This window comes from Erythrobacter sp. 'gip.4 top 5', assembly GCF_056495765.1.
On the sequence record NZ_CP200271.1, the window covers coordinates 16180 to 37618 of the forward strand.

Annotated in this window: 31 protein-coding genes; 27 read left to right on the top strand and 4 right to left on the bottom strand. The window is 61.9% G+C overall.

Going from position 1 to position 21439, the window contains the following annotated elements; genetic code table 11:
- Positions 1 to 66: 66 nt before the first annotated feature.
- The 10 genes from ACRANW_RS15080 (at position 67) to ACRANW_RS15125 (ending at position 7871) form a co-directional block, all read left to right on the top strand.
- Entirely contained in the window at positions 67 to 1110 is a 1044-nt protein-coding gene (locus tag ACRANW_RS15080) for a DUF3034 family protein (protein WP_479434086.1), read from the top strand.
- A gap of 25 nt (positions 1111 to 1135) precedes the next feature.
- On the top strand, positions 1136 to 1666 hold the full coding sequence (locus ACRANW_RS15085) for a group I truncated hemoglobin (protein WP_479434087.1): 531 nt from the start codon (positions 1136 to 1138) through the stop codon (positions 1664 to 1666).
- Between the two features lie 390 nt (positions 1667 to 2056).
- Positions 2057 to 4102 carry a ParB/RepB/Spo0J family partition protein gene (locus ACRANW_RS15090; protein WP_479434088.1) on the top strand — a complete coding sequence of 682 codons (2046 nt, stop codon included), beginning with the start codon at positions 2057 to 2059 and terminating at the stop codon, positions 4100 to 4102.
- 102 nt (positions 4103 to 4204) lie between these two features.
- A complete protein-coding gene (locus tag ACRANW_RS15095) occupies positions 4205 to 5176 on the top strand; it encodes an ArdC family protein (RefSeq protein WP_479434089.1) in 972 nt (323 codons plus the stop codon).
- Positions 5177 to 5220: 44 nt separating this feature from the next.
- Positions 5221 to 5871 carry a hypothetical protein gene (locus ACRANW_RS15100; RefSeq protein ID WP_479434090.1) on the top strand — a complete coding sequence of 217 codons (651 nt, stop codon included), beginning with the start codon at positions 5221 to 5223 and terminating at the stop codon, positions 5869 to 5871.
- Positions 5872 to 5897: 26 nt separating this feature from the next.
- Positions 5898 to 6560 (top strand): DUF6927 domain-containing protein, encoded by a 663-nt coding sequence (locus tag ACRANW_RS15105; protein WP_479434091.1) that lies wholly within the window; start codon positions 5898 to 5900, stop codon positions 6558 to 6560.
- Positions 6561 to 6567: 7 nt separating this feature from the next.
- Complete coding sequence (locus ACRANW_RS15110; protein WP_479434092.1) at positions 6568 to 6777, top strand: hypothetical protein; 210 nt, start codon at positions 6568 to 6570, stop codon at positions 6775 to 6777.
- Positions 6774 to 7238, top strand: coding sequence for a thermonuclease family protein (locus tag ACRANW_RS15115; protein WP_479434093.1), 465 nt, complete (start codon positions 6774 to 6776; stop codon positions 7236 to 7238). The genes ACRANW_RS15110 and ACRANW_RS15115 overlap by 4 nt, the downstream gene beginning before the upstream one ends.
- Positions 7239 to 7333: 95 nt before the next feature.
- A complete protein-coding gene (locus tag ACRANW_RS15120) occupies positions 7334 to 7588 on the top strand; it encodes a type II toxin-antitoxin system ParD family antitoxin (protein WP_479434094.1) in 255 nt (84 codons plus the stop codon).
- Entirely contained in the window at positions 7581 to 7871 is a 291-nt protein-coding gene (locus ACRANW_RS15125; RefSeq protein WP_479434095.1) for a type II toxin-antitoxin system RelE/ParE family toxin, read from the top strand. Before ACRANW_RS15120 ends, ACRANW_RS15125 begins: the two co-directional genes overlap by 8 nt.
- Here the strand turns inward: ACRANW_RS15125 and ACRANW_RS15130 are convergent.
- Complete coding sequence (locus tag ACRANW_RS15130; RefSeq protein ID WP_479434096.1) at positions 7866 to 8159, bottom strand: hypothetical protein; 294 nt, start codon at positions 8157 to 8159, stop codon at positions 7866 to 7868. The genes ACRANW_RS15125 and ACRANW_RS15130 overlap by 6 nt on opposite strands.
- A 318-nt stretch (positions 8160 to 8477) precedes the next feature.
- On the opposite strand from ACRANW_RS15130, the gene ACRANW_RS15135 reads away from it, so the two are divergent.
- Positions 8478 to 8681 (top strand): CopG family ribbon-helix-helix protein, encoded by a 204-nt coding sequence (locus ACRANW_RS15135; RefSeq protein WP_479434097.1) that lies wholly within the window; start codon positions 8478 to 8480, stop codon positions 8679 to 8681.
- Positions 8678 to 8989, top strand: a complete 312-nt coding sequence (locus tag ACRANW_RS15140) for a type II toxin-antitoxin system RelE/ParE family toxin (protein WP_479434098.1) — start codon at positions 8678 to 8680, stop codon at positions 8987 to 8989. Before ACRANW_RS15135 ends, ACRANW_RS15140 begins: the two co-directional genes overlap by 4 nt.
- A gap of 30 nt (positions 8990 to 9019) precedes the next feature.
- Here the strand turns inward: ACRANW_RS15140 and ACRANW_RS15145 are convergent, their stop codons facing one another.
- Positions 9020 to 9505: a hypothetical protein gene (locus ACRANW_RS15145; protein ID WP_479434099.1), complete on the bottom strand. Its 486-nt coding sequence runs from the start codon at positions 9503 to 9505 to the stop codon at positions 9020 to 9022.
- Between the two features lie 133 nt (positions 9506 to 9638).
- On the opposite strand from ACRANW_RS15145, the gene ACRANW_RS15150 reads away from it, so the two are divergent.
- The 13 genes from ACRANW_RS15150 to ACRANW_RS15210 all read left to right on the top strand — a co-directional run bounded on the left by ACRANW_RS15150 (position 9639) and on the right by ACRANW_RS15210 (position 17569).
- Complete coding sequence (locus ACRANW_RS15150) at positions 9639 to 10880, top strand: hypothetical protein (protein WP_479434100.1); 1242 nt, start codon at positions 9639 to 9641, stop codon at positions 10878 to 10880.
- A 46-nt stretch (positions 10881 to 10926) separates the two neighbouring features.
- Positions 10927 to 11565, top strand: coding sequence for a DUF7007 domain-containing protein (locus ACRANW_RS15155; protein WP_479434101.1), 639 nt, complete (start codon positions 10927 to 10929; stop codon positions 11563 to 11565).
- On the top strand, positions 11562 to 11870 hold the full coding sequence (locus ACRANW_RS15160; RefSeq protein ID WP_479434102.1) for a DUF5983 family protein: 309 nt from the start codon (positions 11562 to 11564) through the stop codon (positions 11868 to 11870). The genes ACRANW_RS15155 and ACRANW_RS15160 overlap by 4 nt, the downstream gene beginning before the upstream one ends.
- A gap of 46 nt (positions 11871 to 11916) precedes the next feature.
- Positions 11917 to 12276, top strand: a complete 360-nt coding sequence (locus tag ACRANW_RS15165) for a DUF3768 domain-containing protein (RefSeq protein ID WP_479434103.1) — start codon at positions 11917 to 11919, stop codon at positions 12274 to 12276.
- Positions 12277 to 12358: 82 nt separating this feature from the next.
- Positions 12359 to 12715, top strand: a complete 357-nt coding sequence (locus ACRANW_RS15170) for a hypothetical protein (protein WP_479434104.1) — start codon at positions 12359 to 12361, stop codon at positions 12713 to 12715.
- Between the two features lie 9 nt (positions 12716 to 12724).
- On the top strand, positions 12725 to 13225 hold the full coding sequence (locus tag ACRANW_RS15175; RefSeq protein WP_479434105.1) for an RES family NAD+ phosphorylase: 501 nt from the start codon (positions 12725 to 12727) through the stop codon (positions 13223 to 13225).
- Between the two features lie 110 nt (positions 13226 to 13335).
- Positions 13336 to 13686: a hypothetical protein gene (locus ACRANW_RS15180; RefSeq protein ID WP_479434106.1), complete on the top strand. Its 351-nt coding sequence runs from the start codon at positions 13336 to 13338 to the stop codon at positions 13684 to 13686.
- 52 nt (positions 13687 to 13738) lie between these two features.
- On the top strand, positions 13739 to 14248 hold the full coding sequence (locus ACRANW_RS15185; RefSeq protein WP_479434107.1) for a hypothetical protein: 510 nt from the start codon (positions 13739 to 13741) through the stop codon (positions 14246 to 14248).
- Between the two features lie 167 nt (positions 14249 to 14415).
- Positions 14416 to 14796, top strand: a complete 381-nt coding sequence (locus ACRANW_RS15190; protein ID WP_479434158.1) for a type II toxin-antitoxin system RelE/ParE family toxin — start codon at positions 14416 to 14418, stop codon at positions 14794 to 14796.
- On the top strand, positions 14783 to 15112 hold the full coding sequence (locus ACRANW_RS15195) for a helix-turn-helix domain-containing protein (protein ID WP_479434108.1): 330 nt from the start codon (positions 14783 to 14785) through the stop codon (positions 15110 to 15112). The genes ACRANW_RS15190 and ACRANW_RS15195 overlap by 14 nt, the downstream gene beginning before the upstream one ends.
- 457 nt (positions 15113 to 15569) lie before the next feature.
- Positions 15570 to 16025, top strand: a complete 456-nt coding sequence (locus ACRANW_RS15200) for a DUF736 domain-containing protein (RefSeq protein ID WP_479434109.1) — start codon at positions 15570 to 15572, stop codon at positions 16023 to 16025.
- 138 nt (positions 16026 to 16163) lie between these two features.
- Positions 16164 to 16412 (top strand): hypothetical protein, encoded by a 249-nt coding sequence (locus ACRANW_RS15205; RefSeq protein ID WP_479434110.1) that lies wholly within the window; start codon positions 16164 to 16166, stop codon positions 16410 to 16412.
- An 821-nt stretch (positions 16413 to 17233) separates the two neighbouring features.
- On the top strand, positions 17234 to 17569 hold the full coding sequence (locus tag ACRANW_RS15210; RefSeq protein ID WP_479434111.1) for a single-stranded DNA-binding protein: 336 nt from the start codon (positions 17234 to 17236) through the stop codon (positions 17567 to 17569).
- 277 nt (positions 17570 to 17846) lie between these two features.
- Here the strand turns inward: ACRANW_RS15210 and ACRANW_RS15215 are convergent, their stop codons facing one another.
- Positions 17847 to 18068 carry a hypothetical protein gene (locus ACRANW_RS15215; RefSeq protein ID WP_479434112.1) on the bottom strand — a complete coding sequence of 74 codons (222 nt, stop codon included), beginning with the start codon at positions 18066 to 18068 and terminating at the stop codon, positions 17847 to 17849.
- A 120-nt stretch (positions 18069 to 18188) separates the two neighbouring features.
- Positions 18189 to 18773 (bottom strand): hypothetical protein, encoded by a 585-nt coding sequence (locus ACRANW_RS15220; RefSeq protein WP_479434113.1) that lies wholly within the window; start codon positions 18771 to 18773, stop codon positions 18189 to 18191.
- Between the two features lie 674 nt (positions 18774 to 19447).
- Here ACRANW_RS15220 and ACRANW_RS15225 point away from each other — a divergent pair.
- A complete protein-coding gene (locus ACRANW_RS15225; RefSeq protein ID WP_479434114.1) occupies positions 19448 to 20431 on the top strand; it encodes a protochlorophyllide reductase in 984 nt (327 codons plus the stop codon).
- A 30-nt stretch (positions 20432 to 20461) separates the two neighbouring features.
- Entirely contained in the window at positions 20462 to 21289 is an 828-nt protein-coding gene (locus ACRANW_RS15230) for a cytochrome b (protein ID WP_479434115.1), read from the top strand.
- The last annotated feature ends 150 nt before the right edge of the window (positions 21290 to 21439 follow it).

Below are 21439 nucleotides of genomic sequence, written 5' to 3' on the forward strand. Positions count from 1 at the left end.
CACATTAAGAATCTCTCGCCGCGAAGTTTAGATGCAATTTACCTTCAATGCTTAGGCAATTGCAGCATGACGATGCTTGTCCCCTGCCTGCTCGCGGTCTGCCATGCAGCCGTTGTCGCTGCTGTGCCTTCCAATGACAGCCCCGATTCGAAGATCTCCTATACGTTGGTGCTGGACCGGGAAGCCGTGGACAAGGCTGAGGTTGCGGTCATGCCGCTGTCACCGGACACGGCTGCTGTGAAACGCGCATGGCAGCCGCTTGGCGCTTCGAGCGCGCTCGCTGGTGATGGGCTGCGCCTCGGAAAGATTGATTTGCTGAAGGGCGGTAAGCTGCTGCTTACCAACGGCATCAGCACTGTTGAAGGTGCATCGGGCGGCGGCATTGCCCGCTGGGCGACGATCGGCGGACGACAGATGCCAAGCGGGGTCGGCATATCGGGCCATGCCACTGCGATCGAGCTGCCCGATTTCGGTTGGCGATCATACGGCGTGGCGGTGGGCTTTGGCGACCGCATGGAATTGTCCTATGCCCGAGCCCATTTTGACACTCGCGACGCGGGAGCGTTGCTGGGCTTGGGTCAAGGATACACCTTCAATCAGGATGTTTACGGCGCAAAGCTGCGTGTGGCAGGCGACATTGTCTATGGCGATACCTGGTTGCCGCAAATCGCGGTCGGGGTCGAGCACAAGCGGGGCCAAGACAGCGCCGTTGTCCGCGCTTTGGGAGCAGCCGACAATGCAGGCACAGACTACACGGTAAGCGCCACGAAACTGTTGCTGAAGCAGAGCGTCCTGGTCAACGCGACCTGGCGTTACACCGAGGCAAACCAGCTCGGCTTGCTTGGCTTCGGCAGCGCGGAAGGCACAGGGTATCGGCTGGAATTTGAAGGGTCGGTCGGATACCAGTTGTCGCGCCGTGCGGTGATCGGAGTGGAATATCGCAGCAAGCCCGACAACCTTGGGCTTGGCGAAGATGACTGGATGGATGTGTTCGCCGCCTATGCGCTGACTGATAATCTCACGCTGACTGCGGCATATGTTGATCTCGGTTCCATCGCCACCCTTTCCGACCAGCGCGGCGGTTTCCTGTCCGCGCAGGTTGCATTTTGATTTCCGCTGGAGCGAACCGATGCTGATGTCCCTTTCTGCCGCCACGCTGCTTGCCGTTTTGCAACAGGCCCCCGCCGAGGACACCGACTGGGATGCCGAGTTCAGCGTCGAGAAAAAGGTGCGCGACCCGGAAACGGGAGAGTTTCCGGTTGATCAGTATACCCAAAGCAACACCAATGCGGGGGCGACGTCCTATGACAGCGAAGCACTTATCGCCGACTTCGGCGGGCGCGATGGCATTCGCCGAATTGCCTGGCGCACAGTCGAACTAAGCGAATCCGACCCGCGCATCGCCGCTATCTTCGCCGCGCATGATACGGTGAGGTTGAAGCGCACTTTGGATGAACAATTCTGCTATTTGCTTGGCGCAGGCTGCGAATACACCGGGCGTGACATGCGCGCAGCTCATTCTGGCATGGGATTGACCAAGGCCGATCTGAATGCACTGGTCGAAAATCTGCAAAATGCCATGCGCGAGGTAGAAGTTCCCTTCACTGCGCAAAACCGCTTGCTGGCAAAGCTTGCGCCGATGTCGAAGATGGTGGTCGAGCGCTGAAGCAGTAGATGTCAGCTTTGGGGTCGAAAGCTGGATGGCAGGAATTTTACAGAACCGAGGCAAAGCCGCCATTCGCAGCCTTAGGCTGGCAAGCGCTGGCTGCCTACCAACCAGAGTCATTTGCATCCGTCAGGCCGGCGGCGAGAACCCTCAGACAGTTTCTGAAGCAGCGTTCGCTGAGTGCTGAACGCCCTCTGTCCGAACGAAGCGTACAAATTTCGGACACAGCAACGTTACCATCGATCTTTGGAAAAAGAGTGGGGGAGGGGCCCCACAACTCACACGACTGCCCAGTCGACGCCTCTGACACCCTGAAGAGGAAAGGGGAGAGGGATCTGAATGGGGTGGATCCGGGGGATTGTTCACCGGACCCAATCCAGGAGAATGACGATGGAACAGATGATTGCCCTTTCGAAACTGCGCCACTCGGACAGCAATGTCCGCAAGTCCGGTCGCGCCGATATCCCCCAGCTTGCCGGCGATATCGAGGCGCGCGGTCTGCTGCAGAACCTTTGTGTCACCGCGCTCAAGAAGCCACGCGGACACTATGCTGTCTTTGCCGGTGGCCGCCGTCTCGAGGCCCTGCAGCTGCTCGCCCAAGAAGGCCGCATCGACAAGGACATGGCGGTGTCTTGCAAGGTGCTTGAAGGCGACGATGCCACTCTTTCGGAAGCCTCGCTTGCCGAGAACTTCCAGCGCGTCAACATGACGCCGACCGATGAATGCCGGGCCTTCCAGCACTTCATCGGCGAGGGCTGCGACTTCGACGCAGTCGCCAAGCGCTTCGGCGTCACGCGCCGGTTCGTCGAAGGACGTCTCCGCCTGGCGGGCCTTGCGGATCCGGTCTTCGAAACGCTCGCCGAGGGGCGGATCACGCTCGACATGGCCAAGGCCTACGCCACCACGGCAGATCAGGCAAAGCAGACCCGGGTGTTCGAGCAATATGGCACCTACAGCTACACCACGCCTGATCAGGTTCGCCGCGCAATTGCCGGTGACGCCCTCAAAGCGACGGACCCGATTGCTCAGCTGGTCGGTGAGGATGCCTATGTGGCCGCGGGCGGCACGATCGAGCGCGAACTCTTCAGCGAGAACGGTGACCGCTGGTCCGATCCCGAGATCGCACAGGGGCTGGCTGCAGCAATCATGGAAGCCGAGGCCAAGCGGCTCGGCGAAGAACAAGGCCTCGCATGGGTGCGACCGGTGGCTGCCGCGCACATCTACAACGCGACCGACGGGCTCTACCGGGTCAACCTTCCCAAGCAACCGATGACGGAAGCCGAGGAAGCCCGCGCCGATGCAATCCAGACTCGCATGGAGGAAATCGGAGACGAGCTCGACAACGGCGAGCTGGATGACGAGGCAGGCAGCGCGCTCAAGGCCGAGTACGACAAGCTCGAGGATGAGTGGAACGAGCTGCAGCGGCGGCCGACGATCTTGCCCGACGATCTCAAGAGCGAAATCGGCACGTTCCTGACCCTCGCCTCGGACGGCAAGATGGTGCTCGAGACGACGTACTTCAGCGAGACCCCCATCCGCGATCCGGGCGACGACCGCGGAGCCACCGGCAGCAACGCCACAACCGGCAAGGCGCCGCCGCCCGAGAAGATCGCGCCGGGCGGAAAGCCTCTCAGCGCCCGGCTGTCCGATGAACTCGCCATGCAGCGCCGGGACATCCTCGCCGCCGCCCTCCTCGCCGATCCCGCGCTCGCACTCGACTATGCGCTGTTTGCCATGATCGACGGGAACCGCGGTTACGAACGCTACGGGACGACGATGAAGGCGGCTCGCCCCAACGACCCGGTCAACGGGGCAGACGGCGAACCGACCCAAGCCCGCATCGCCATCGAACAGGCGCGCGATGCGCTCGATACGACCTGGACCGAGGCCGGCGACGTGGTCGCGCGGTTCGAAGGCTTCCGAGCACTCGACGACACTGGCAAGGCGGCCTGGCTGGCGCTGATGGTGGCCGGGTCGATCGAGGCGAAGCCCGAGTATTCGGACACGACCAACCCGCTTCACGCGCGTCTTGCAGGCATCCTCGGGATCGAGCCTTCAAAGTGGTGGCGGCCGACGTCGGCCAACTTCTTCGACCGGGTCTCCAAGGGCACGCTGCTTGCGCTTCTCACCGAGATCGGCGGGGAGGTACTCGCGTCCCGTTATGCGGCCTCGAAGAAGCCTGAAGTCTCGGCAGCCTGCCAGAAGCTGTTCGCCGGCGAAGCCATCACCGAACCGGCGATCAAGAACGCTGCGCTGGCCTGGGTGCCCGACGCGATGCGGTTCGACATCATGCGTGCCGAACCCGTCGAGGAAGACGACGAGGATCACGGCAGCGACCACGATGATCCTGAAGACGATCCGGCTGATGCCTGCGGTGGTGATCAGAACGACTTCGAGGTCGAGCACCCTGACGAAACGCTCGAAGCCGCCGAATAACGCTCTCTCCTGGGCGTCCCTGCGGGCAGCTCGGCTCTGGCTGGGCTGCCCCTTTTTTCGTCATCGCCCGTCACTCGGGCCGTTCCGACAAAGGATCACATCATGGCAAAGACCTTCTCTCGCCGGACAGTCGGCAAAGGAGCGCGCCGCGACATCGCCGCCGAAATCACCGCTCTCATCCTCTCCAAACTCGAACAGGGCGTCATGCCCTGGGTAAGACCGTGGAACCGCACCGCAGGCGGCGGCCGCCCGCTGCGCCATTGCGGCACCGCCTATACCGGTATCAACACCCTGTTCCTCTGGGCCATGGGCGACGCCATGGGCTACAGCAGCCGCTACTGGATGACCTACCGCCAGGCCGAAGCCCTTGGCGGGCAGGTGCGCAAGGGCGAGACCTCGTCCCTCAGCGTCTACTACTCGCAGATCAGCAAGACCGAGCAAGACCGTGTGACCGGGGAAGACCACACCCGCGCCATCCGCTTTCTCAAGGCCTACAACGTGTTCAATGCCGATCAGATCGATGGGCTGCCCGCGCACTACTACCCGGTGCTGACGCCGCCTGAAGATCGGCCGGACTCCGTACACCGCGCAGCGATTGACGCCTTCTTCGCAACACTGCCTATCGAGGTGCGGCATGGCGGAAACGCCGCCTTCTTCTCGCCCGCAGGCGATTACATCCAGATGCCGCCGCGCGAAGCGTTCCACTCCGACGATCACTATGCCAGCACGCTGGGTCACGAGGCGGTGCATTGGTCTGGCGGGAAAACCCGGCTCGAGCGGACCTTCGGCAAGCGGTTCGGCGACAAAGCCTACGCCTTCGAGGAGCTGGTGGCCTCGATTGGCCAGTGCCTGATCTGCGCCGATCTCGGCCTGCCGGGCGAACTCCATGACAATCACGCGAGCTACATCGGCCATTGGCTTGACATTCTGAAGGGCGACTCCTCCGCGATCATCCATGCCGCCGCCAAGGCCGAACAGGCATTCGGTTACCTGAAGGCGTTCGGCAGTACGGCCTCTGACGAGCAGTCCGAAACCGCATCCGAGGACACTCCCGCGCTGAAGCGCGCAGCATAGAGGGGAGGGGGAAGGGGGCAGGCGTCCAATCAAGGAGAATTCGGATGCCTGCCACCCTCCACCTCGACGTGCCCTTCCGCTTTCAGCGCGCGCTGCAGCCCGATGGGCTGCGCGTCATGCATACCTGCAGCGCTGCACTCACCGACGCCCTCAACGATGCCCGGCGCGCTGGGCGCGACCCCGAGAGCGACCCGGCTGTCCTCCTGCTCGGGCGACATCTCGGCCGGGTGGCCGCAGGCCAGTGTCCGGAGACACAGCATCCCGAAGATGAGGCGCTGCGCACGGCATGCGAACAGCGGATCGCGGAACTGAGGGATGCCCCCATCCTTGTTCCGCTCGTCCAGCGCGGAATCGGGTGCGATCCGGATCTCATCCAGCTCTACAGATCCTCCGCGCGCGAAGCCTTGCGCTACCTCGCCCAGACACTGTGCCTCGATCCTGCCGCCTATACCATCCAACAGGATCGACACTTTACGGCCGAAAACCCGGCGATCAGCCTGTTTGCCGACAGCTTCTGCGTCACCATCGACCCGTGCCGCATTAACCCCGGACGGGAGATCGGATGGGTCCGAACCAATGGACGTGACGGTCCTTGGGCGGGACGCCAGCTGCGGGGCCCCATCGATCTCCTCTCCAATGTCGCCCGCCTCGCCGCAACTGTCCGCCGCGACTGCCACCTCCACCAGCCCGCCTGAAGCGGGCGCAATCGAAGGAATTTGTCATGGGATGGCTCTCAATGCCGCTATCGAGCATGCACCCCTACAAGGCGCCCAAAAAGTATCTCGATGCGCAATTCACCTTCGAGCACCCTTATGACGATGAAGGGAAGCGGATCGAGGTCAAGCCGACTGACCCTCCGCCCACCGGGACTTCTACCCGGGGGCTGCGTGTCGTGGCTTCATCCTGTCTGCGCAACAAGGTCTGGTATGCGGCCGTGGCGCCCGTCGAAAACGGCAAGATTGGGGCGGTGTTCGCGGCCGTCGTACTCGTGCGCTGGAATCCGCGTGCCAGTGACGGCTACGTGTTCGCCTACAAGGATCTCGATGAAACTGCCGGGCCGTTCGAGTGTGAATGCCCGGAGCGCATTCTGCGGTTGCTCGATGCGACCGAAAATCATGCCGCCCTGGTTTGGCGCCGCCGCTGCATCCGCAATCTCATGCGAGGATCGCGCAAGCTCGAGGACGGGATGCATATTCGTCTTCCCAGCAAGATCCGCTTCACCGACGGCTATGAGGGCAATGAGTTCTTCATCCGCAAGCAAGGCCGCAAAACTGCGCTGGCTCTCACCGCCAACGGGCCTCCCTGCTACCGCATCGGCAATCTTGCGCGTATGAACTTCACCATCGTACAGCAAACCCGCGTCCACAAGACCCTGTTCGGATAAGCGAGCCATGACCTGCCATCCTCTCACCGAGACCACATTCAGCCCACGGCGAGGCGAGCTCTGCAGCCGGGAAAACGCTCACCGCGTTGCTGAGCGCCTCTTCGAGCACAAACACCGTCCGGTAGCGGTCATCCGTACCGGCGACCCGATCAAGCCCTTCCATGTCACCGACGAAGATGCATTCGACGCTCACGTCGAGGTGGAGCTGCGCGCATGATAAGCCGACATCGCGGCCTTTCGGTTCTGCTTGTGCTGATTCTCGCGGGATCGGGTGGGGGATGCATGGCAGCGCCAGAGCTTCCGCCAGCAGAAACGATCACGGGATGCAGGGTCGTTGATGGCGACACGCTGCGCTGCGGAGATGAACGCATCCGTCTGCTTGCCATTGATGCGCCGGAAAAACCCGGACAGTGCCGTGCTGGCCGCACCTGCGCACCAGGCGACCCTGGAAAAAGCACCCGCAGTTTGCGCGAGGCCGCCGCGCCAAGGATGACGATCCGTCGGGTCGGAAATGACCGGTTTGGCCGTACCCTTGCTCTCGTCGAGGCAGAAGGCCGCGATCTGTCATGCCATCAGCTCGAAAACGAGGCCGCCATCTACAATCCGAGATGGGATGATAGCGGCTTTGTGAGCGCGCGCTGTCCCGCGGCTGCTGGCCGCGCCCAGCTTGCCCAATGAGTTCCGATCAAGCCCCATCCATCCTGGAGGCCCATGTTTGGCCCCGTTGCGCCCTGCACCAATAGTATGATAACCTCGCGGGCAAGGAGTGAACTATGGCGACCGTCCGCAAAACCATCACACTGAGCGATACACAGGATTCCTGGATCAAGACTCAGATTGCCCGGGGAGCCTTCACCAACGACAGTGAATATATCCGCGATCTCGTGCGCCGCGACCAGGAAGAGCAGCGCAAGCTCTCTGACCTGCGCAAGGCGATCAGCGAAGGGATCGACAGTGGCCTTAGCGAGCGGTCACTCGACGATATCTGGGCCGAGGGCGAAGAGCGCGCGCGAAGCGCGAATGCGTGAGCTGCGGATCAGCCGGAGAGCTGACAACGATCTCGTCCTGATCTCGCAATACACGATCACCGAGTTCGGTCGGGACCAGGCGCGCAAATATCTGGGTCAGTTGAAAGCCTGTTTTGCGTCCCTGCTCGATAACCCGCATCTTGGGCAAAGCGCAGAACAGGTTGTGCCGCAGCTGCGACGGATCAGGCAGGGCGCTCATGTGATATTCTACATTCCTGCGCCAGACGGCATTCTGATTGTTCGCGTCTTGCATCAAAGCATGGATTTTGAACGCCACCTATAGCGGTCGGTCACGCAAGTCGCTGGGTTCGGGATTGAGATACCACGAGGGCCCCTGCTGGAACTCCCGGGTTACAGCAACCAGCGGGCCATCGGGCCCGGTAGCGACATAGGGCCGCACCTGAGGCATTACCGGCGCACGACGATTCATGAGCTTGCCGGCCACGCGCCCTCGCGCCTCGAGCAGGTCTTCCAGCCACATCAGATCATCGAGCATCTGGACGACACCGCGCTCTGCCAGCATGAAATAGAGGCACCGCTGGTAGTCGTCGCACTGATTGCCGAGGATCATCGACAGTTTGAGCTTCGCACCAGGCTCGCCCTCATGAACCCACTGGACGGCCTCACGTAGTTCTACGGTCGCATAGTATGCATCCTCGACCTCCCACGGCCACCGAGCTCGGGCAGGTGCAAGCGCGCATATTCCCGGGTCAGTTGAAAGCCCGTTTTGCGTCGTTGCACCGGCCAACTGCGCATAACCGAACGGGACCTTGACCACAGAATGATTACAGGTGATTACGTCTGCATCACCCCCAGACTCAGGATCGGATCAACTATGGGACATGAACCGGCCACTTCGCCAATCACCATCCGGACGGCAAAAGAGGTCGTGAGCGAGATCGATGCGCTGGCTAGCGCCCTCGACCGGTCTCGTAACTACGTTATCAATCAAGCGCTTCAGCATTATCTTGAAGCCAATGCCTGGCAGGTCGAACGGGTGAAGGCTGGTCTTTCCGATATTGAGGCAGGGAGAGTTCTGCTTGCTGAGGATGTTCATGCAGGGATCGCCGCCAAGCATGGTTGGGCGCCTTGAAGAGGCTGCTTTATGCCCAGGCAGCCCGTGATGATCTCAGCAGCATAATCGATTACGTCGCGCTCGACAGCTCGGATGCTGCCCGAGATGTTTTTGGAAAGATTGCAGTTGCGGTCGAACGGCTCACCGAATTCCCTGACCTTGGACATATTGGTCGAGTGCCACGAACACGCGAGCTCTCGGTCACCGGTCTGGCCTATGTCGTCGTTTATCAGGTGTCTGCCGAGGCCGTAACGGTAGTTGCAGTGTTTCATGGTGCGCGCGACTTGGCGCGGGCGATTGCAGAGCGCTCCAAAGGCAAATTATGAGACCGATGGTCTCGCCGGTCTGGCCGCAGCCTAACTTTGTGGAATGGGATCGAGATACCATGAGGGGCCCTGCACAAAGTCCTGCGCCACCGCCACAACCGGGCCATCTGGCTCGCTTCCGACGTACGGGGGCACCTGCGGCATCACCGGCAGGCGACGCTTGAACAGCTTACCCGCAACACGTCCGCGCGCCTCGAGCAAATCCTCCAACCACATCAAATCGTCGAGCATCTGGACGATCCCACGCCCAGCGAGAATGAAATAGAGGCAACGCTGATAGTCGTCGCAGCGATTACCAAGGATCATCGACAGTTTGAGCTTCGCGCCGGGCTCGCCCTCATGGACCCACTGCACTGCCTCGCGCAACTCAACGGCAGCATAGTAACCATCATTCACTTCGGTCCCGATTGCGGCCGCAGCGAGCATCCGGCGGGCCGCACGGTTTGCAGGATCGAGGCTGGCATCACGCAGGACAAGATCAAGGTCAAACCGGCCGACAAGATTGGTAGGCTTCATGTTGAACATCTCCTTTGATGTGAACATAACGTGAACATACTAGACCGTCAAACACAATTGCAGTAGGTTGCTGTGCATGTGGCTCGTCCCTCGACATTCGAGAGGCCTCACTCTCAGAACGCCGGTCCCCGACGTGGTCCGCGACGCGCTCGTGCGCTGGTACGAAGGCGAGGGCAGCGAAAGCGACCACCGCGCGAGCGTGACGATGGTGGTCAAGGCGCGAACCCATGAACAGTGGATCGCTTGCGATTGCATGGGTGACACCGACCCGCCGCCGCTGATGTCGCCGGCCTACCTTTCTGAGGCCGAAACCTATTATCTCCGCCGCTTGACCAGCAGACGGCAGCGGCGACCCGAGCATGCGGCTGACTGCCCCTTCTTCCGCGAACAGGCGCCGCAGCGCTTCCGCGAGAAACGCTCGGCCGAAGCGCCGGTTATCGATGTGCCCGATGGTCTATTCATCGCTCACCGTCTCGCGCCCGAAAAGCTGGCCGAAGCGCCTTCTGACAGCGAGCCCGATGATCGCACCCGCGGCGTCGCCATACCCCGCCTTGCCCGGCTTCTCTGGCAGCTGCTGGACATGGCGAAGGTGAACGCGGTCGAGCCCTGGCCGCTCCATGCGGGCCGCAAGACCACGATGACCTCGGAGTTTGCGCGCCTGCGACAGGCGGCTGCCCGGCTCGAGATCGCGCCTGGCATCCCGCTCGCTGCGCATTTCTACACCCACATCGATCCCTTCGAGCGCAAGACCGTGTTCGCCCGGCTTCGCAAGGCCGCGAAAACATGGCCCGAAGGCCTCGCGCCGCAGGCCTTCCTTGTGCTCTATGCCAACGACATTTCAGGAACGACGCTGTTTCTGGGGCAGGGCAAGGAGCTCGACCTCAAGACCCGCGTCCAGTATGCAGGATCGCTGACCGGGCCGCCCTATCTCGTGCTGGTCGTCGTCGGCGAGCACAACCCGCGCGACGGCTATGCCGCGCTTCGGGCCTTCGCGCAGCCGCTGGCCCGCACCGCAAACTTCATCCCGGTTCACAACCTCTATGAGCGCAAGGTCGCCTGCGAGCTTCTCGATCTCCAATATCACCTGCGCCGCCGCGGCATTGCGCTCGGCTTCAAGCGCCCGCTGTTCGATGGCCCGTCAGCCGCCGGCACGGTCAGGCCGGATTTCATCCTAGACATCCGCGACAACACCACCGGAGAATTGATCGAGACAGCGCTCGAGGTCATCGCTCGCGACGATCCTGACTATCTAGCAGCCAAGCGGCACCAGCTCGAAAGCCTCAGCAAGGCGGGCCGGGTTATCGCGGCGCGCGCAGCCACGATCGATTCCCACGGGACCGCAGCCATCCTCAAGGCAAACCTTGGGATCGGCTGAAAGGGGAGGGGGAGGGGATGGGTCAGATCCAATGAGGAGATGACCAATGCCCCGATTTCTAACGTGCGAACAACCCCGCGACAGCTTGTGGGGAGCGCCGCAGAGCGCGACACAGCTTCTTCCCGGTGTCTGGGAAATCCAGACTTCCAGCCATGGCGGCATGCTTCTGTCCGATCAGCGTCAGAGCGCAATGCCCGAAGCGCTGAGGCTCGATGGCCCGTCTTACGAAGAAGACGTCGACTGGGCGCTGGTCGTGCTGGCTTTCGAAGACGAATTCCTGGCTCTCCCCGCGAAGGGCTTCGATCTGCTGATCGAAAACGCCCGCGCGAGCGTAAAGGCGTGGCACCCCGACCGATACACCGCTTATACCGGCGAGGTCGTCGAACCCAAGGACAGCCACGTTCTGCGCCGCCGACAGGCCGTCAGCGCACAGATCGGGAACTACGTCGTGGTCAGCGCCTCGGGCGATTGGGCAGACTGGGTGCCCAAGGGCAAGGTCGGCGTCGTCGCGCGCCGCGTCGTCCGGGTCGATGCGATGGGCCATGCCACCTACGAAGGCGATCCCATCCACGGCCTCGTCGACAAAGCAAATTACGACAGCAGCCGTCCGGTCAACGGCTTCGACGAGATCGGAGCTGTGCGCATCGAGGCTGATGCGCCCGCGACCAAGGAAATCGTGCTGTGAGCGCCGCGCAGAGCCAGCGTGCCAGCTCGCTCGAGACGAGCATGATGCTCGTCCTGAGCACGGCACACATGTCACCGCAGACAGCGGCATCATGGATTGCACGGTGCCCCTGGGCCTGCTTCGAGAAGGGCGAATGGGGCTGGTTCATGCATGTCTGTGATGACCCTGGCATAACCGAGGCCGAAGGCGTTCCGTTCGAGATCCGCTCTGCGCTGCATGTCGCCCGAACGCTTCGCTGCGCGTGGATCATGTGGGACCGCGACGGGCCGATCATCGCTGAACTGCCCGACTATGTCTGGGGCTGAGCCTCACTTTCCGGCAACCTGCCCAAAGTCTCACGGAGTATGTCTTATGCTTGGCGACAATCTGTCGCGCACTGAGCGGATTGCCCGGCTCAACGACCGCGCCCGCTCGGGCTTCGACCCGAGCGCGCGGATCCTGTTCACCCGCGGCTGCCTCGATGCCTTTTGCAGCGGCGACACGTCAGCCGGATTGCTCACGCAGGCGCAGCTTATTGCCGCCATCCGAAGGCATAGGTTCGACGAAGATGCCTGGGGCGAGCGGGACTTTGGCAGACTGACCTTCCAAGGGCAGACCATCTTCTTCAAGGTCGACTACTACGACGCCAACCTCGAGTTCGGGAGCGAGGACCCCGCCGACCCATCCGTGACGGTTCGCCTCGTGACGATCATGCTAGCGTCGGAATATTGAAGCGGCGCTGCGTTAGCCAGGCGGCCGAGATTGACTGGATTTTGTGCAATCAATGCACTATATGGGATCAAGGAGACTTGTCATGATACCCCAAGCTCAGGCCCGATTTGTGACCGATAGCGGCTCGATCAATCCGCGCGCGTTGGCGGAGCAGCTGCATATTCCCGTCTCCGAACTTGCCGAGTTGGTCGGTGTGAGCCGCAACACGCTAGCGGCCGAGCCGCTTGGCAAGAAGGGCCGGGAGGCCTTGTTGCCGCTGGTGCGCCTGCTGACCCATGCTAGCGAAATCGCGGGATCACTCGAGCGTGCCGTGGTGTGGTTCAAATACACGCCCATTGTTTCGATGGGAACGAAGACCGCAATGGAGCACGTCAAGGATGGCAACGTCGCGTGGGTGCATGGGCACCTGGAGAATGTGTACAACGGCATTTACGCCTGATCTGCCGCCATGGAACCTGTCATATGTTACCGGGCGCATACGCCCGAGTGGGCTACCATGCCCACCAGCGGCGCTGGTGCGGCCAAGAACGGTGGCCGCTGGAACGCGCGCGGAAGGCCCGCGCTCTATCTTTCCTTCGATCCGCTCACTGCGGTCAAGGAAGCCAATCAACAGATGCTCGATTTCATCCCGATCACGCTGGTGCGTTATCAGGTCTCGGGCGGTCTGATCACCGACTACGACGACGCGGCACTGCGCAAGGAGCATGACCTTCCAGACGATCTGATGACACGCCCATGGTGGGGACCGCAATATGCGCAGCAGGTATCACCAAGCCAGGAAGCAGCCGCGGTCATGATCGTGGCGGGATATGACGGATTGATCTATTCCTCGACTCAGGCTGCCGGTCGCAACCTCGTCCTGTGGCGCTGGAACGAAACCGGAGGGGCACAAGTGATTGCCGAAGACAAGCATGGTCTCCTTCCGAAGAACCGGGACTCTTGGCGGTAAGTCTGAAACGGCGGCTCGAATTGTACGCGCGGACAAAGTGACCAAGTCTGCAGCCCCAAACGGATCAGAAACGGCCGCTAATTCAAAAGACCTACAGCCAGGAGGTCAGCTTGAGCCGACGCGAAGTTCCCTTGAAAGAAGACGCAGCTCCGGTCGTCCGGGTCATCGTCGGATGGGACCGCCCGCTTGAGACCTTCTTCGCACAGGCTTTTGCCAAGGGCGAGGACGACGAGGACATCACAGTCGTCTGGCAAGGCTCGTATCCGGGCGAGTTGCCGACCCCGCGCAGCGCGATCTCCCTGATCGAGGCCTATTGCCTCGTCCCTGACGGGCTCGCCCGCCAGCTCGAGACGGACCGCCTTGCCACAATCGCGACCAGTGACAGCCCGAACCAGCAGGCTGCCAAGCGGGCGCTGATCATCGGCGAGCGCCCTCCCTTGCGGCCGAGGCCGCGCCGGTAAAGGGAAGGGGGAGGGGACTTTTGATCCAGTCGAGGATCAAAGGAGACCCCCCATGCCCATCACCATTGATATCGGCGTTGCGCCGGCCAACGAGGATTGTGCCCAGCTTGGGCTGACCCCGGACTACAGCGCCGCCAATCGCCTCGAAGTGCTTGCCTACCGCGCCGCGATCATCGCTGTTCACGGCACCCCGCCTGAGGGCTGCCGCCTCGAACCCAAGAGCAGTCATCACGATTTTGGCACCTACTGCTCGCTCGTACTGACTATCACAGACAAGGCTCCGGTGCGGGCCGCTCATGCCTATGCCGCTGCCGTCGAAAGCGGCCTTGGCCACTGGACCGAGGCCGCCATGGCGCCGCCCATCACTTACTGCGACAGCATCGCGCGCTGGCACAAGCGCACCGCCTCCGATGTCGTCCTTGGAATGCTGATGAGCACGCGCCCGGATGACAGCGGACATTTCCGAATCCCGGCCTTCAGCACCATCCACGGCAATCTTAGCGCCGCTTACCCGGCCGAGGCCGCGCTTTTTGCGCAGGTTGCACGAGAACTCGCATGCTGACGTCTTCCCAAGCGCAAGCCACACTGGCGGCGCGCGAGCAGGCCCCGCGGCTGATGCTGGAGGCGGACTGTGCCCGCGCATGAGCGCATGGCATCGCCGCCTCCCTTCATTGATCCATAATACTAAGTATGATAGAGGGCCCTTGCTGCATGACTAAGAGCCCACGCATCCGCATCTACGCCAACCGCTGGTTCACCAAGTTTGCGGCAAAGGAAAAGATCAGCGATGCTACGCTTGCTGATGCTGTACATCGAGCGGAATCCGGACTGATTGATGCCGATCTTGGCAATGGCCTTATCAAGCAGCGCATCGGGCGCCAGGGCGGCGGCAAATCGGGCGGCTATCGCTCGATCCTGATCTTCCGCTCGGGCGAGCGGGCCATATTCGTGTTTGCCTTCGCCAAGAACGACAAGGCGAACCTGAGTGCGGCGGAACTGAAGGTTTATCGCAAGGCTGCGAGCATCATGCTGGAGCTGGGCGATGACGAGATGAAAACGGAAGTTGAAGCAGGCCGATTGGTCGAGGTGAAAGACGATGAGCAAGGCTAAGGCAAAGACCTACAAGAGCGAGGCGATGGCCGCCGTTCACGAGATGATGGAGGGCCTTCACGAGGCGGGCAACATCGACAAGCGCACCATGCGTGAATTTGATGAAGCCTGCCTTGCGCCAGCGCCCGTTTTGTCGCCCGACGAGATAAAGGCCATCCGCGAAGCGGAGCATGTCTCGCAGCCGGTGTTTGCTCGCTATCTGAACGTGTCGAAGAACCTCGTGTCCGACTGGGAACGAGGTGCCAAAAGGCCGGGAGGTCCAGCGCTCCGATTGCTGTCGATAATCCAGCGCAACGGGCTGGACGGGGTCGCGTAGTGAGAGCGTCGCCTTCTTCTCCTCGTCCTTGAAGAAGCTGTCGTCGGCATCGCGATGACATGGCCCTTCGCGGTGACCGCCAAGGCTGGGCGTCTGCATCAGGTCAACCCTCAGCGGAAGGATTGCTTACCAGCCTTGCGGCCTCGCTCGGTGTCGAGCCGGTAGCCATGCCAGAGCTGCGGCACTGGCCTGTCAGCTTGGCGTTGCAATCAATCTTGCTCTCGAAGCCCTCGGTCTGGCCTGACGGGCGGTCTCAGGCGGTCGGTGACCCTTTGCCAGCGGACGACCCCAACCACTGGAACGGCTGAAGCAGTCCCATTGGCGCGCGAGACGCGCTGCCAATGGAGGGCGCGCGACCCGCGCGCCTGCTCGTCCCGCAAGCGGGCCGAGGAGAGGAGGAGGATTGAGAAGGGTGTCGAGGACAGGGTGTCCGAGACGCAATCTCAGGAGAAGCATCATGAACATCGGTTCCATCAAGCAGAATGATAGCGGCGTTTTCATCGGCCGCGTTGACACCATGGCGGTTGCGATGACGATCGCGCTCAAGCCGGTCGCCAGCAACAACCCGAAGGCCCCGCGCTTCGAAATCCATGCGCTCACGCCGACCGGCAAGTGGATCCAGGTCGGCGCGCTGTTCGAACTGTTTTCGAACAACACCGGCGAAGCCTTCCTCAACGGCAAGATCGACGATCCGTCGATGAACGCACCGCTGCAGATCTCGGCCTTCAGCCAAGACGACGGCAGCTACAACATCGTCTGGTCGCGCCCCACGCGCCGCCGCGACGTCACCGCGCAGCTCGCCGCCAAGCAGGACGAACTGCCCGACTTCGACACCGGTGGCGCCTCGGCCGCCGAGAACAGCGTCGGCGCTTCCGACGGTCTCGGCGAATCCACCGCCGAATTCGCCAGCTGACACCAGCTCCCCCAGCGCAAGGCGGCTCCCAGTCCTCCGGCCGTCTTGCGTCCCCCCACGGGCCCGTCTCTTCCCCCGAGAGACGGGCCCTTTCTTTTGCAGGCATGGCTCAACGCCTGCCCTTCGAAAGGACGCCACATGACCATCATCACCGCCATCATCGATGTGAGCGAACACACCGGAGTACCGGGCGACGCCTCGATCGAAATCACACCCGTCGGAACGATCGGCGGGATCAAGCTCGCAGACGGCCGTCTGGTCCGCCCTTGGATAACGTGGGAGATCCAGGAGGCTGACGGCACGAACCGCGATCTCACCTTCGACGAGCTCAGCGCGCTCGGCTTTGTCCCGACACTCGACAAGACCATCGGGATCGAAATCGCCTGACCGACACACGCAATCATCGACTCGCGCTGTCTGCGCAAGCGGGACGAGAGCCGCGCTTAACATCGACGCACGCCATTAAGCCAACGATGTCGATGGTGCTCCGCTTGGCATCGCGGCTTCCGCAAGAGCAACCCTTCGCGCGATCGAGGAGGCCCGGAACACATGATGCGCCGCCTTCGGCGAAGCAGGGGGCTCCTCCCTCCGCCATACTGGATCTGACCTGACAAACGCGATGTCGAAGGAAACAGCACCGCAGTACCAGCCCTTCCAAAACGAATATTCTGCGTTTCGAAGCGATCGACCCCTCGCTGCCGCGTGCGGTGCAGCGGGGTCCCATCCTTGCGCGTCAGCTGACCGGACACGGCGAGCTGCCCGCGCCTTAATGCAAAACGCAGCAGCGCCCCATGCCGGTGGCGACGACATGCGCAGCCCGCCTCCTGGGGAAGCGCGGTGAGGCATCCTTCTTGCCCCTGCCGCGGAGGACCACCCGGCAGCGAGGGCTCGGCCGACATGCGTATTTCTGTCCGGTGACGCAGGCGACGGGATCTGAGAGGGCGAGCCCGTGCGCGACAAGATTGTCGTCGTTCAATCGGATCCAAGGCCCCTCGTGTCCGGCAGCCCGTGCGCCGCCAGTGCCCCTGCCTCTCTGGTCGGGCTTTGGAACAACCCCAAAACACCGGGCCGTGTTGCTCGCTACGCGAGCTGCCCGCACCACCCCGGATTTTGAGGTTCCCCGCGCATGCGCGCGGTGTTCCAGCCCTTCCGCCGAGGCTCGATAAGGGCACCGGCGGACGAGCCGCCGGCCACAAGGAGGCTTTATCATGAACAACGTCAATCTCGTCGGCCGTCTCGCCAAGGACCCCGTCGCCCGCGACACCGGCGAAACCCGCATCACCGAGCTGATCCTCGTCACCGAGCGGCCCGTCATCCGCGACGGCAAGGGCCAGAAAGACGCCGAGACCGGTTACGCCCTCAAGGACGCCGAATTCCACAAGATCACCGTCTTCAACGGCATGGGGCTCCCGCTGCGCGAGCACAAGCAGAAGGGCGACCAGCTCGCGGTGACCGGCCGCATCCACTACTCGCGCTGGAAAGACGCCGACGGCACCGAACGCTTCGGCACCGAGATCATCGCCGAGAACGTGATGTTCATCTGACCCGGCAGGGGCGGCACTGCGGTGTCGCCCCATCCCCCCTCAATCAGGAGATTTTCATGAAGGACTTCGGACTGTTCGCCGAGCGCGATGCCACATCCGCATCGCGCCGCACGTCCGCGCGTTCCTCGCGTTCGCGCGCTCGCGCGCTCGCGGCCCGATCTCACCTTCCAGCTGACGCCCATCGGCTGCAGGCTCGCAGGCTAAGGCCGCGACCAGATCGAGCCGATGTTCGGTGGTGCGCCTCGGAACGTCCGTTGGCCGCCCAAATGGCGCTGACCTAAATTCCGGTCGCATCGATCTTCGCGCCGCGATAACCACAGCTGCATCTTAAGTGCTGCGCGACCACGTCTAGCTTCATGGGGATCGACTTGGCGAAGCACTGATCGCGGAGCTTGGAAGCGGGCACCAACACCACGCGGCGACATCTGCGGCACTCAATCTGCGCGTTGAGCCCATGCCGAACCAGATCGGCGACCGTGTCGATGCGCTTCACTCCCATGCGCAGGGCAGAACATCATGAGAACAGAATCGTCAATTGGCATGGCAAGCCTAGCGGGGGGTAACGTCCCCCGACCTTCAGCCGGGACCGCGCTTACGCGATCTACGCTCGCCTCAAAAATCATCGCAAGAACGCGCTGTAATCGACCTTGTAATAACTCTCGGCGCCATAACCATAATCAACGAGCTTGTACTTTCCCGCAGAAAAAAGCGCGGCTTGCCGCTCCAACAGGTCGCGCTCCGCCTCTGCACGTCGCTTTTCGGCTTCGCGTCCCCAGAGAGGTTCGACAACCTCGGCGAGCCAATCGTACAAAACGGCGGCAGCCCCAAAAATCGCGGACGGTATCCCAATGCCGAGCATAACTGCCCAATGCAGCGCAACAGGATTCGCCTCGAAATACCGCAAGGCAAAGATGGCGGCACAGCATATCCCGACGGCCAGCAACGGCGGGAGTATGAACGAACGCGAGAGGTATCTGCGCTGTTCGACCCGGCGGAGCGTCGCGTTGACCTTGACAGCATCACGCATGAAGCGCCGTTCCTCAGCCTCCATTGCCAGCCTGACCAACTCTTCCTCGATCTCACGCTCTAAACTCTCTTCGAACGCTGCCGCTTGCGCCGCTTCTTGATAACGACGACGCCGTTCGCGCCGTGCACGAAGCGCTGCAACGGATGGAGGCACATCATGTCGGTGCGGAATATTCATCGGTCACCAGCGAGCTTGTTAATCTTGCAGGCAAAAATCCTATCCACGGTCAACGACGTCAAGCCGGAACTTTTTTTCCCATCGGCTCACCTGCGGCCATGATGAGCGGGGCTTTCTAAGCGGCTCGGGCTGCGCCCGGGCCTTGCGTTTCTGATCGCCCCGCCGGCTCTCGGTCCCGCCGCTCGCGGCCTTCTTGCCGCGCGCACGACCGGCGACAAATGCCGCCGCCTCGGCGCGCGACGAACCCGGCCTGTCGGACCGCGGCTCCTGCGGGAGCCGTTCCCATTGCGGGCGTCTCAGAGAGACGCCGCTTCACCTTCTATGTCGCCTTTTCGGGATAGCTGCGAGCTAGCCAGATGACCGGTTGTGGGTGGAAAGCTGCCATCATTCTGGCCAGACAGAATTGGCAGATTGTGGTTATCTCCGATTTCGAGGTCCGCACCGCTCCATCCATTATGGCAATACCAACTACGGAAACACCGGGCAAACGGGGGCAGCGGACCACTCACTGGGACTTGGCCGATTGACTGCCCTCTCATCAGCAGCCAAGTCAGTGTCAATACCATCGATTGAGGGCCTGATTTGCGGATGCAACTTGGCCGGTTACCTGAACCACGAGAGTTGGCACCGCAAGCAAACCGCCACCTCCTAAATGATCGGATTCCAGCGAGCGTATGAGCCACGTGCAACCAGACCATAAGCCTACCGTCATCGTCACCGGTGCATCATCTGGCGTCGGACTTCATGCTACAAAAGCGCTGGTTGATCGAGGCTGGCGCGTTGTGATGGCCTGCCGCGACCTTGCAAAGGCCAAGGCAGCGGCTGCATCGGTGTCCATCGCGCCGCAAAGCATTGTCCTGGAACAGATCGATCTTGGCGCGCAGGCCAGCGTCCGCGATTTCATGGACCGCTTCAAAGCCAGCGGGCTTCCGCTGCACGCGCTAGTGTGCAACGCCGCAGTTTATCTGCCGCTGCTGAAAGAGCCTGCGCGTTCGCCTGAAGGCTACGAGATCAGTGTCGCCACCAATCATTTTGGGCACTTTCTGCTTAGCCACCTACTGTTGCCCAGTCTTGTGCCGCTTGATGGCCAAGCGCCTCGGCTGATCACCCTCGGAACGGTGACCGCCAATTCAGAGGAGTTTGGCGGCAAGGTGCCGATCCCTGCGCCGGCTGATCTGGGCGATCTTGAGGGGCTTGAGGCCGGTTTTCTTGCACCGATCGCGATGATCGACGGTAAGCCGTTCAAGGCAGGTAAGGCCTATAAGGACAGCAAGCTGTGCAACATGATCATGAACCGTGAATTCCACCGGCGGTTGCATGGCCCGACCGGGGTGGTGTTCAACACGCTCTACCCCGGATGCGTCGCGGAAACCGCATTGTTCCGCTATGCCCCGCCGCTGTTCCAGAAAATCTTCCCGTGGTTCCAGAAGAACATCACCAAGGGCTATGTCTCGCAGCCTTTGGCAGGCGAGCGGGTTGCGCAGGTGGTCGCAGAACCTGAGTTCGCGCAATCGGGCGTTCACTGGAGCTGGGGCAACCGCCAGCGCGAAGGCGCACAGCCCTTTGCGCAAGGCCTGTCTGCCAAAGCCAACAACGCCGATCGCGCGGCGCGGCTTTGGGACATCAGCGCAGATATGGTGGGGATCGAGCCAGCTTAGGCGGCGGGGTCAATTTGAAGCGGGGCATAGATGGCAATCGGATATCTGGTGCTGGCGATTGTGCTGGCGGTTACGCTTAATGCGCGCTGGCGATGGCTTCGGGTTGCCGGAACGCTGATCGCCGCACTCGGGCTGTTCATGATGGTCTTTTCCATCATCCTTGCGGACTTGGACGGGACCTTTGCCGCAGTTCCGCCCACCGCGCCGTTGATCCAACGCATCACGCCCGTCATCCTGAATGTGCAGGCCGTGATCGCGGTCGTGGCCATCGTGTTTCTGGTCTGGTCGGCATGGGCGCAAGCCCGGCGCCCGATCTCAACCTCTTTGCCCTTGCACAACAACGAAGCCCAATTCGGCAAGGCCTCGCGCGCATTTCATTGGGTGATTGCCACCATGATGTTTTGCCTCGTGCCGATCGGCCTGTTTATGGCGGTCCTCCCCGAAAGCGCGCCTGAACGCGGCGATTTTGTCAGCGCGCATCAATCGCTGGGCTTGACGGTAATGTTACTGGTGGTCGGCCGCATCGCTTGGCTGATTGTCAGCCCGCCGCCGGAACCCCTGTCGCTGCGCGGGACGCCGGAACATCGCCTTTCGCGTCTGGTCCATGTTGGCCTGTATGGCGCTTTGCTGGCGTTTCCGATCAGCGGATATCTGATCAGCCAAGGGGGCAGCGTCGACTTTTATGGCTGGTCCATCGCCACACCGGATTGGCGTGAGGCATCCGGCATTGCCCTGTTCGTCCACGGGTGGGCGCTGCCATTGCTGTTCTACACGACAGTCGCACTGCACCTTTCAGCCGTTCTGAATCGCCATTTTGGTGACCGTGACAAACTGGCAGTGCGCAGGATGTTGCGCTGAGACCAAGGGATATCTTCCGCAATTAGGACCAACCGCAAAAGGATTGTGGTGATGCTCTGGAGATGTCGTTGCCAAATTCGCGACTGCAAGGTGATCAGGCATAAAGGCCAAATTGAGAATGTCCGCATCGGGGTCGGTTTCAGAATGGCA

Coding starts and splice junctions, on each gene's coding strand:
- ACRANW_RS15080 (WP_479434086.1), top strand. CDS start 67: ATGACGATGCTTGTCCCCTGCCTGCTCGCGGTCTGCCATGCAGCCGTT.
- ACRANW_RS15085 (WP_479434087.1), top strand. CDS start 1,136: ATGTCCCTTTCTGCCGCCACGCTGCTTGCCGTTTTGCAACAGGCCCCC.
- ACRANW_RS15090 (WP_479434088.1), top strand. CDS start 2,057: ATGGAACAGATGATTGCCCTTTCGAAACTGCGCCACTCGGACAGCAAT.
- ACRANW_RS15095 (WP_479434089.1), top strand. CDS start 4,205: ATGGCAAAGACCTTCTCTCGCCGGACAGTCGGCAAAGGAGCGCGCCGC.
- ACRANW_RS15100 (WP_479434090.1), top strand. CDS start 5,221: ATGCCTGCCACCCTCCACCTCGACGTGCCCTTCCGCTTTCAGCGCGCG.
- ACRANW_RS15105 (WP_479434091.1), top strand. CDS start 5,898: ATGGGATGGCTCTCAATGCCGCTATCGAGCATGCACCCCTACAAGGCG.
- ACRANW_RS15110 (WP_479434092.1), top strand. CDS start 6,568: ATGACCTGCCATCCTCTCACCGAGACCACATTCAGCCCACGGCGAGGC.
- ACRANW_RS15115 (WP_479434093.1), top strand. CDS start 6,774: ATGATAAGCCGACATCGCGGCCTTTCGGTTCTGCTTGTGCTGATTCTC.
- ACRANW_RS15120 (WP_479434094.1), top strand. CDS start 7,334: ATGGCGACCGTCCGCAAAACCATCACACTGAGCGATACACAGGATTCC.
- ACRANW_RS15125 (WP_479434095.1), top strand. CDS start 7,581: ATGCGTGAGCTGCGGATCAGCCGGAGAGCTGACAACGATCTCGTCCTG.
- ACRANW_RS15130 (WP_479434096.1), bottom strand. CDS start 8,159: ATGATCCTCGGCAATCAGTGCGACGACTACCAGCGGTGCCTCTATTTC.
- ACRANW_RS15145 (WP_479434099.1), bottom strand. CDS start 9,505: ATGAAGCCTACCAATCTTGTCGGCCGGTTTGACCTTGATCTTGTCCTG.
- ACRANW_RS15155 (WP_479434101.1), top strand. CDS start 10,927: ATGCCCCGATTTCTAACGTGCGAACAACCCCGCGACAGCTTGTGGGGA.
- ACRANW_RS15165 (WP_479434103.1), top strand. CDS start 11,917: ATGCTTGGCGACAATCTGTCGCGCACTGAGCGGATTGCCCGGCTCAAC.
- ACRANW_RS15170 (WP_479434104.1), top strand. CDS start 12,359: ATGATACCCCAAGCTCAGGCCCGATTTGTGACCGATAGCGGCTCGATC.
- ACRANW_RS15175 (WP_479434105.1), top strand. CDS start 12,725: ATGGAACCTGTCATATGTTACCGGGCGCATACGCCCGAGTGGGCTACC.
- ACRANW_RS15185 (WP_479434107.1), top strand. CDS start 13,739: ATGCCCATCACCATTGATATCGGCGTTGCGCCGGCCAACGAGGATTGT.
- ACRANW_RS15195 (WP_479434108.1), top strand. CDS start 14,783: ATGAGCAAGGCTAAGGCAAAGACCTACAAGAGCGAGGCGATGGCCGCC.
- ACRANW_RS15200 (WP_479434109.1), top strand. CDS start 15,570: ATGAACATCGGTTCCATCAAGCAGAATGATAGCGGCGTTTTCATCGGC.
- ACRANW_RS15205 (WP_479434110.1), top strand. CDS start 16,164: ATGACCATCATCACCGCCATCATCGATGTGAGCGAACACACCGGAGTA.
- ACRANW_RS15210 (WP_479434111.1), top strand. CDS start 17,234: ATGAACAACGTCAATCTCGTCGGCCGTCTCGCCAAGGACCCCGTCGCC.
- ACRANW_RS15215 (WP_479434112.1), bottom strand. CDS start 18,068: ATGGGAGTGAAGCGCATCGACACGGTCGCCGATCTGGTTCGGCATGGG.
- ACRANW_RS15220 (WP_479434113.1), bottom strand. CDS start 18,773: ATGAATATTCCGCACCGACATGATGTGCCTCCATCCGTTGCAGCGCTT.
- ACRANW_RS15225 (WP_479434114.1), top strand. CDS start 19,448: ATGAGCCACGTGCAACCAGACCATAAGCCTACCGTCATCGTCACCGGT.
- ACRANW_RS15230 (WP_479434115.1), top strand. CDS start 20,462: ATGGCAATCGGATATCTGGTGCTGGCGATTGTGCTGGCGGTTACGCTT.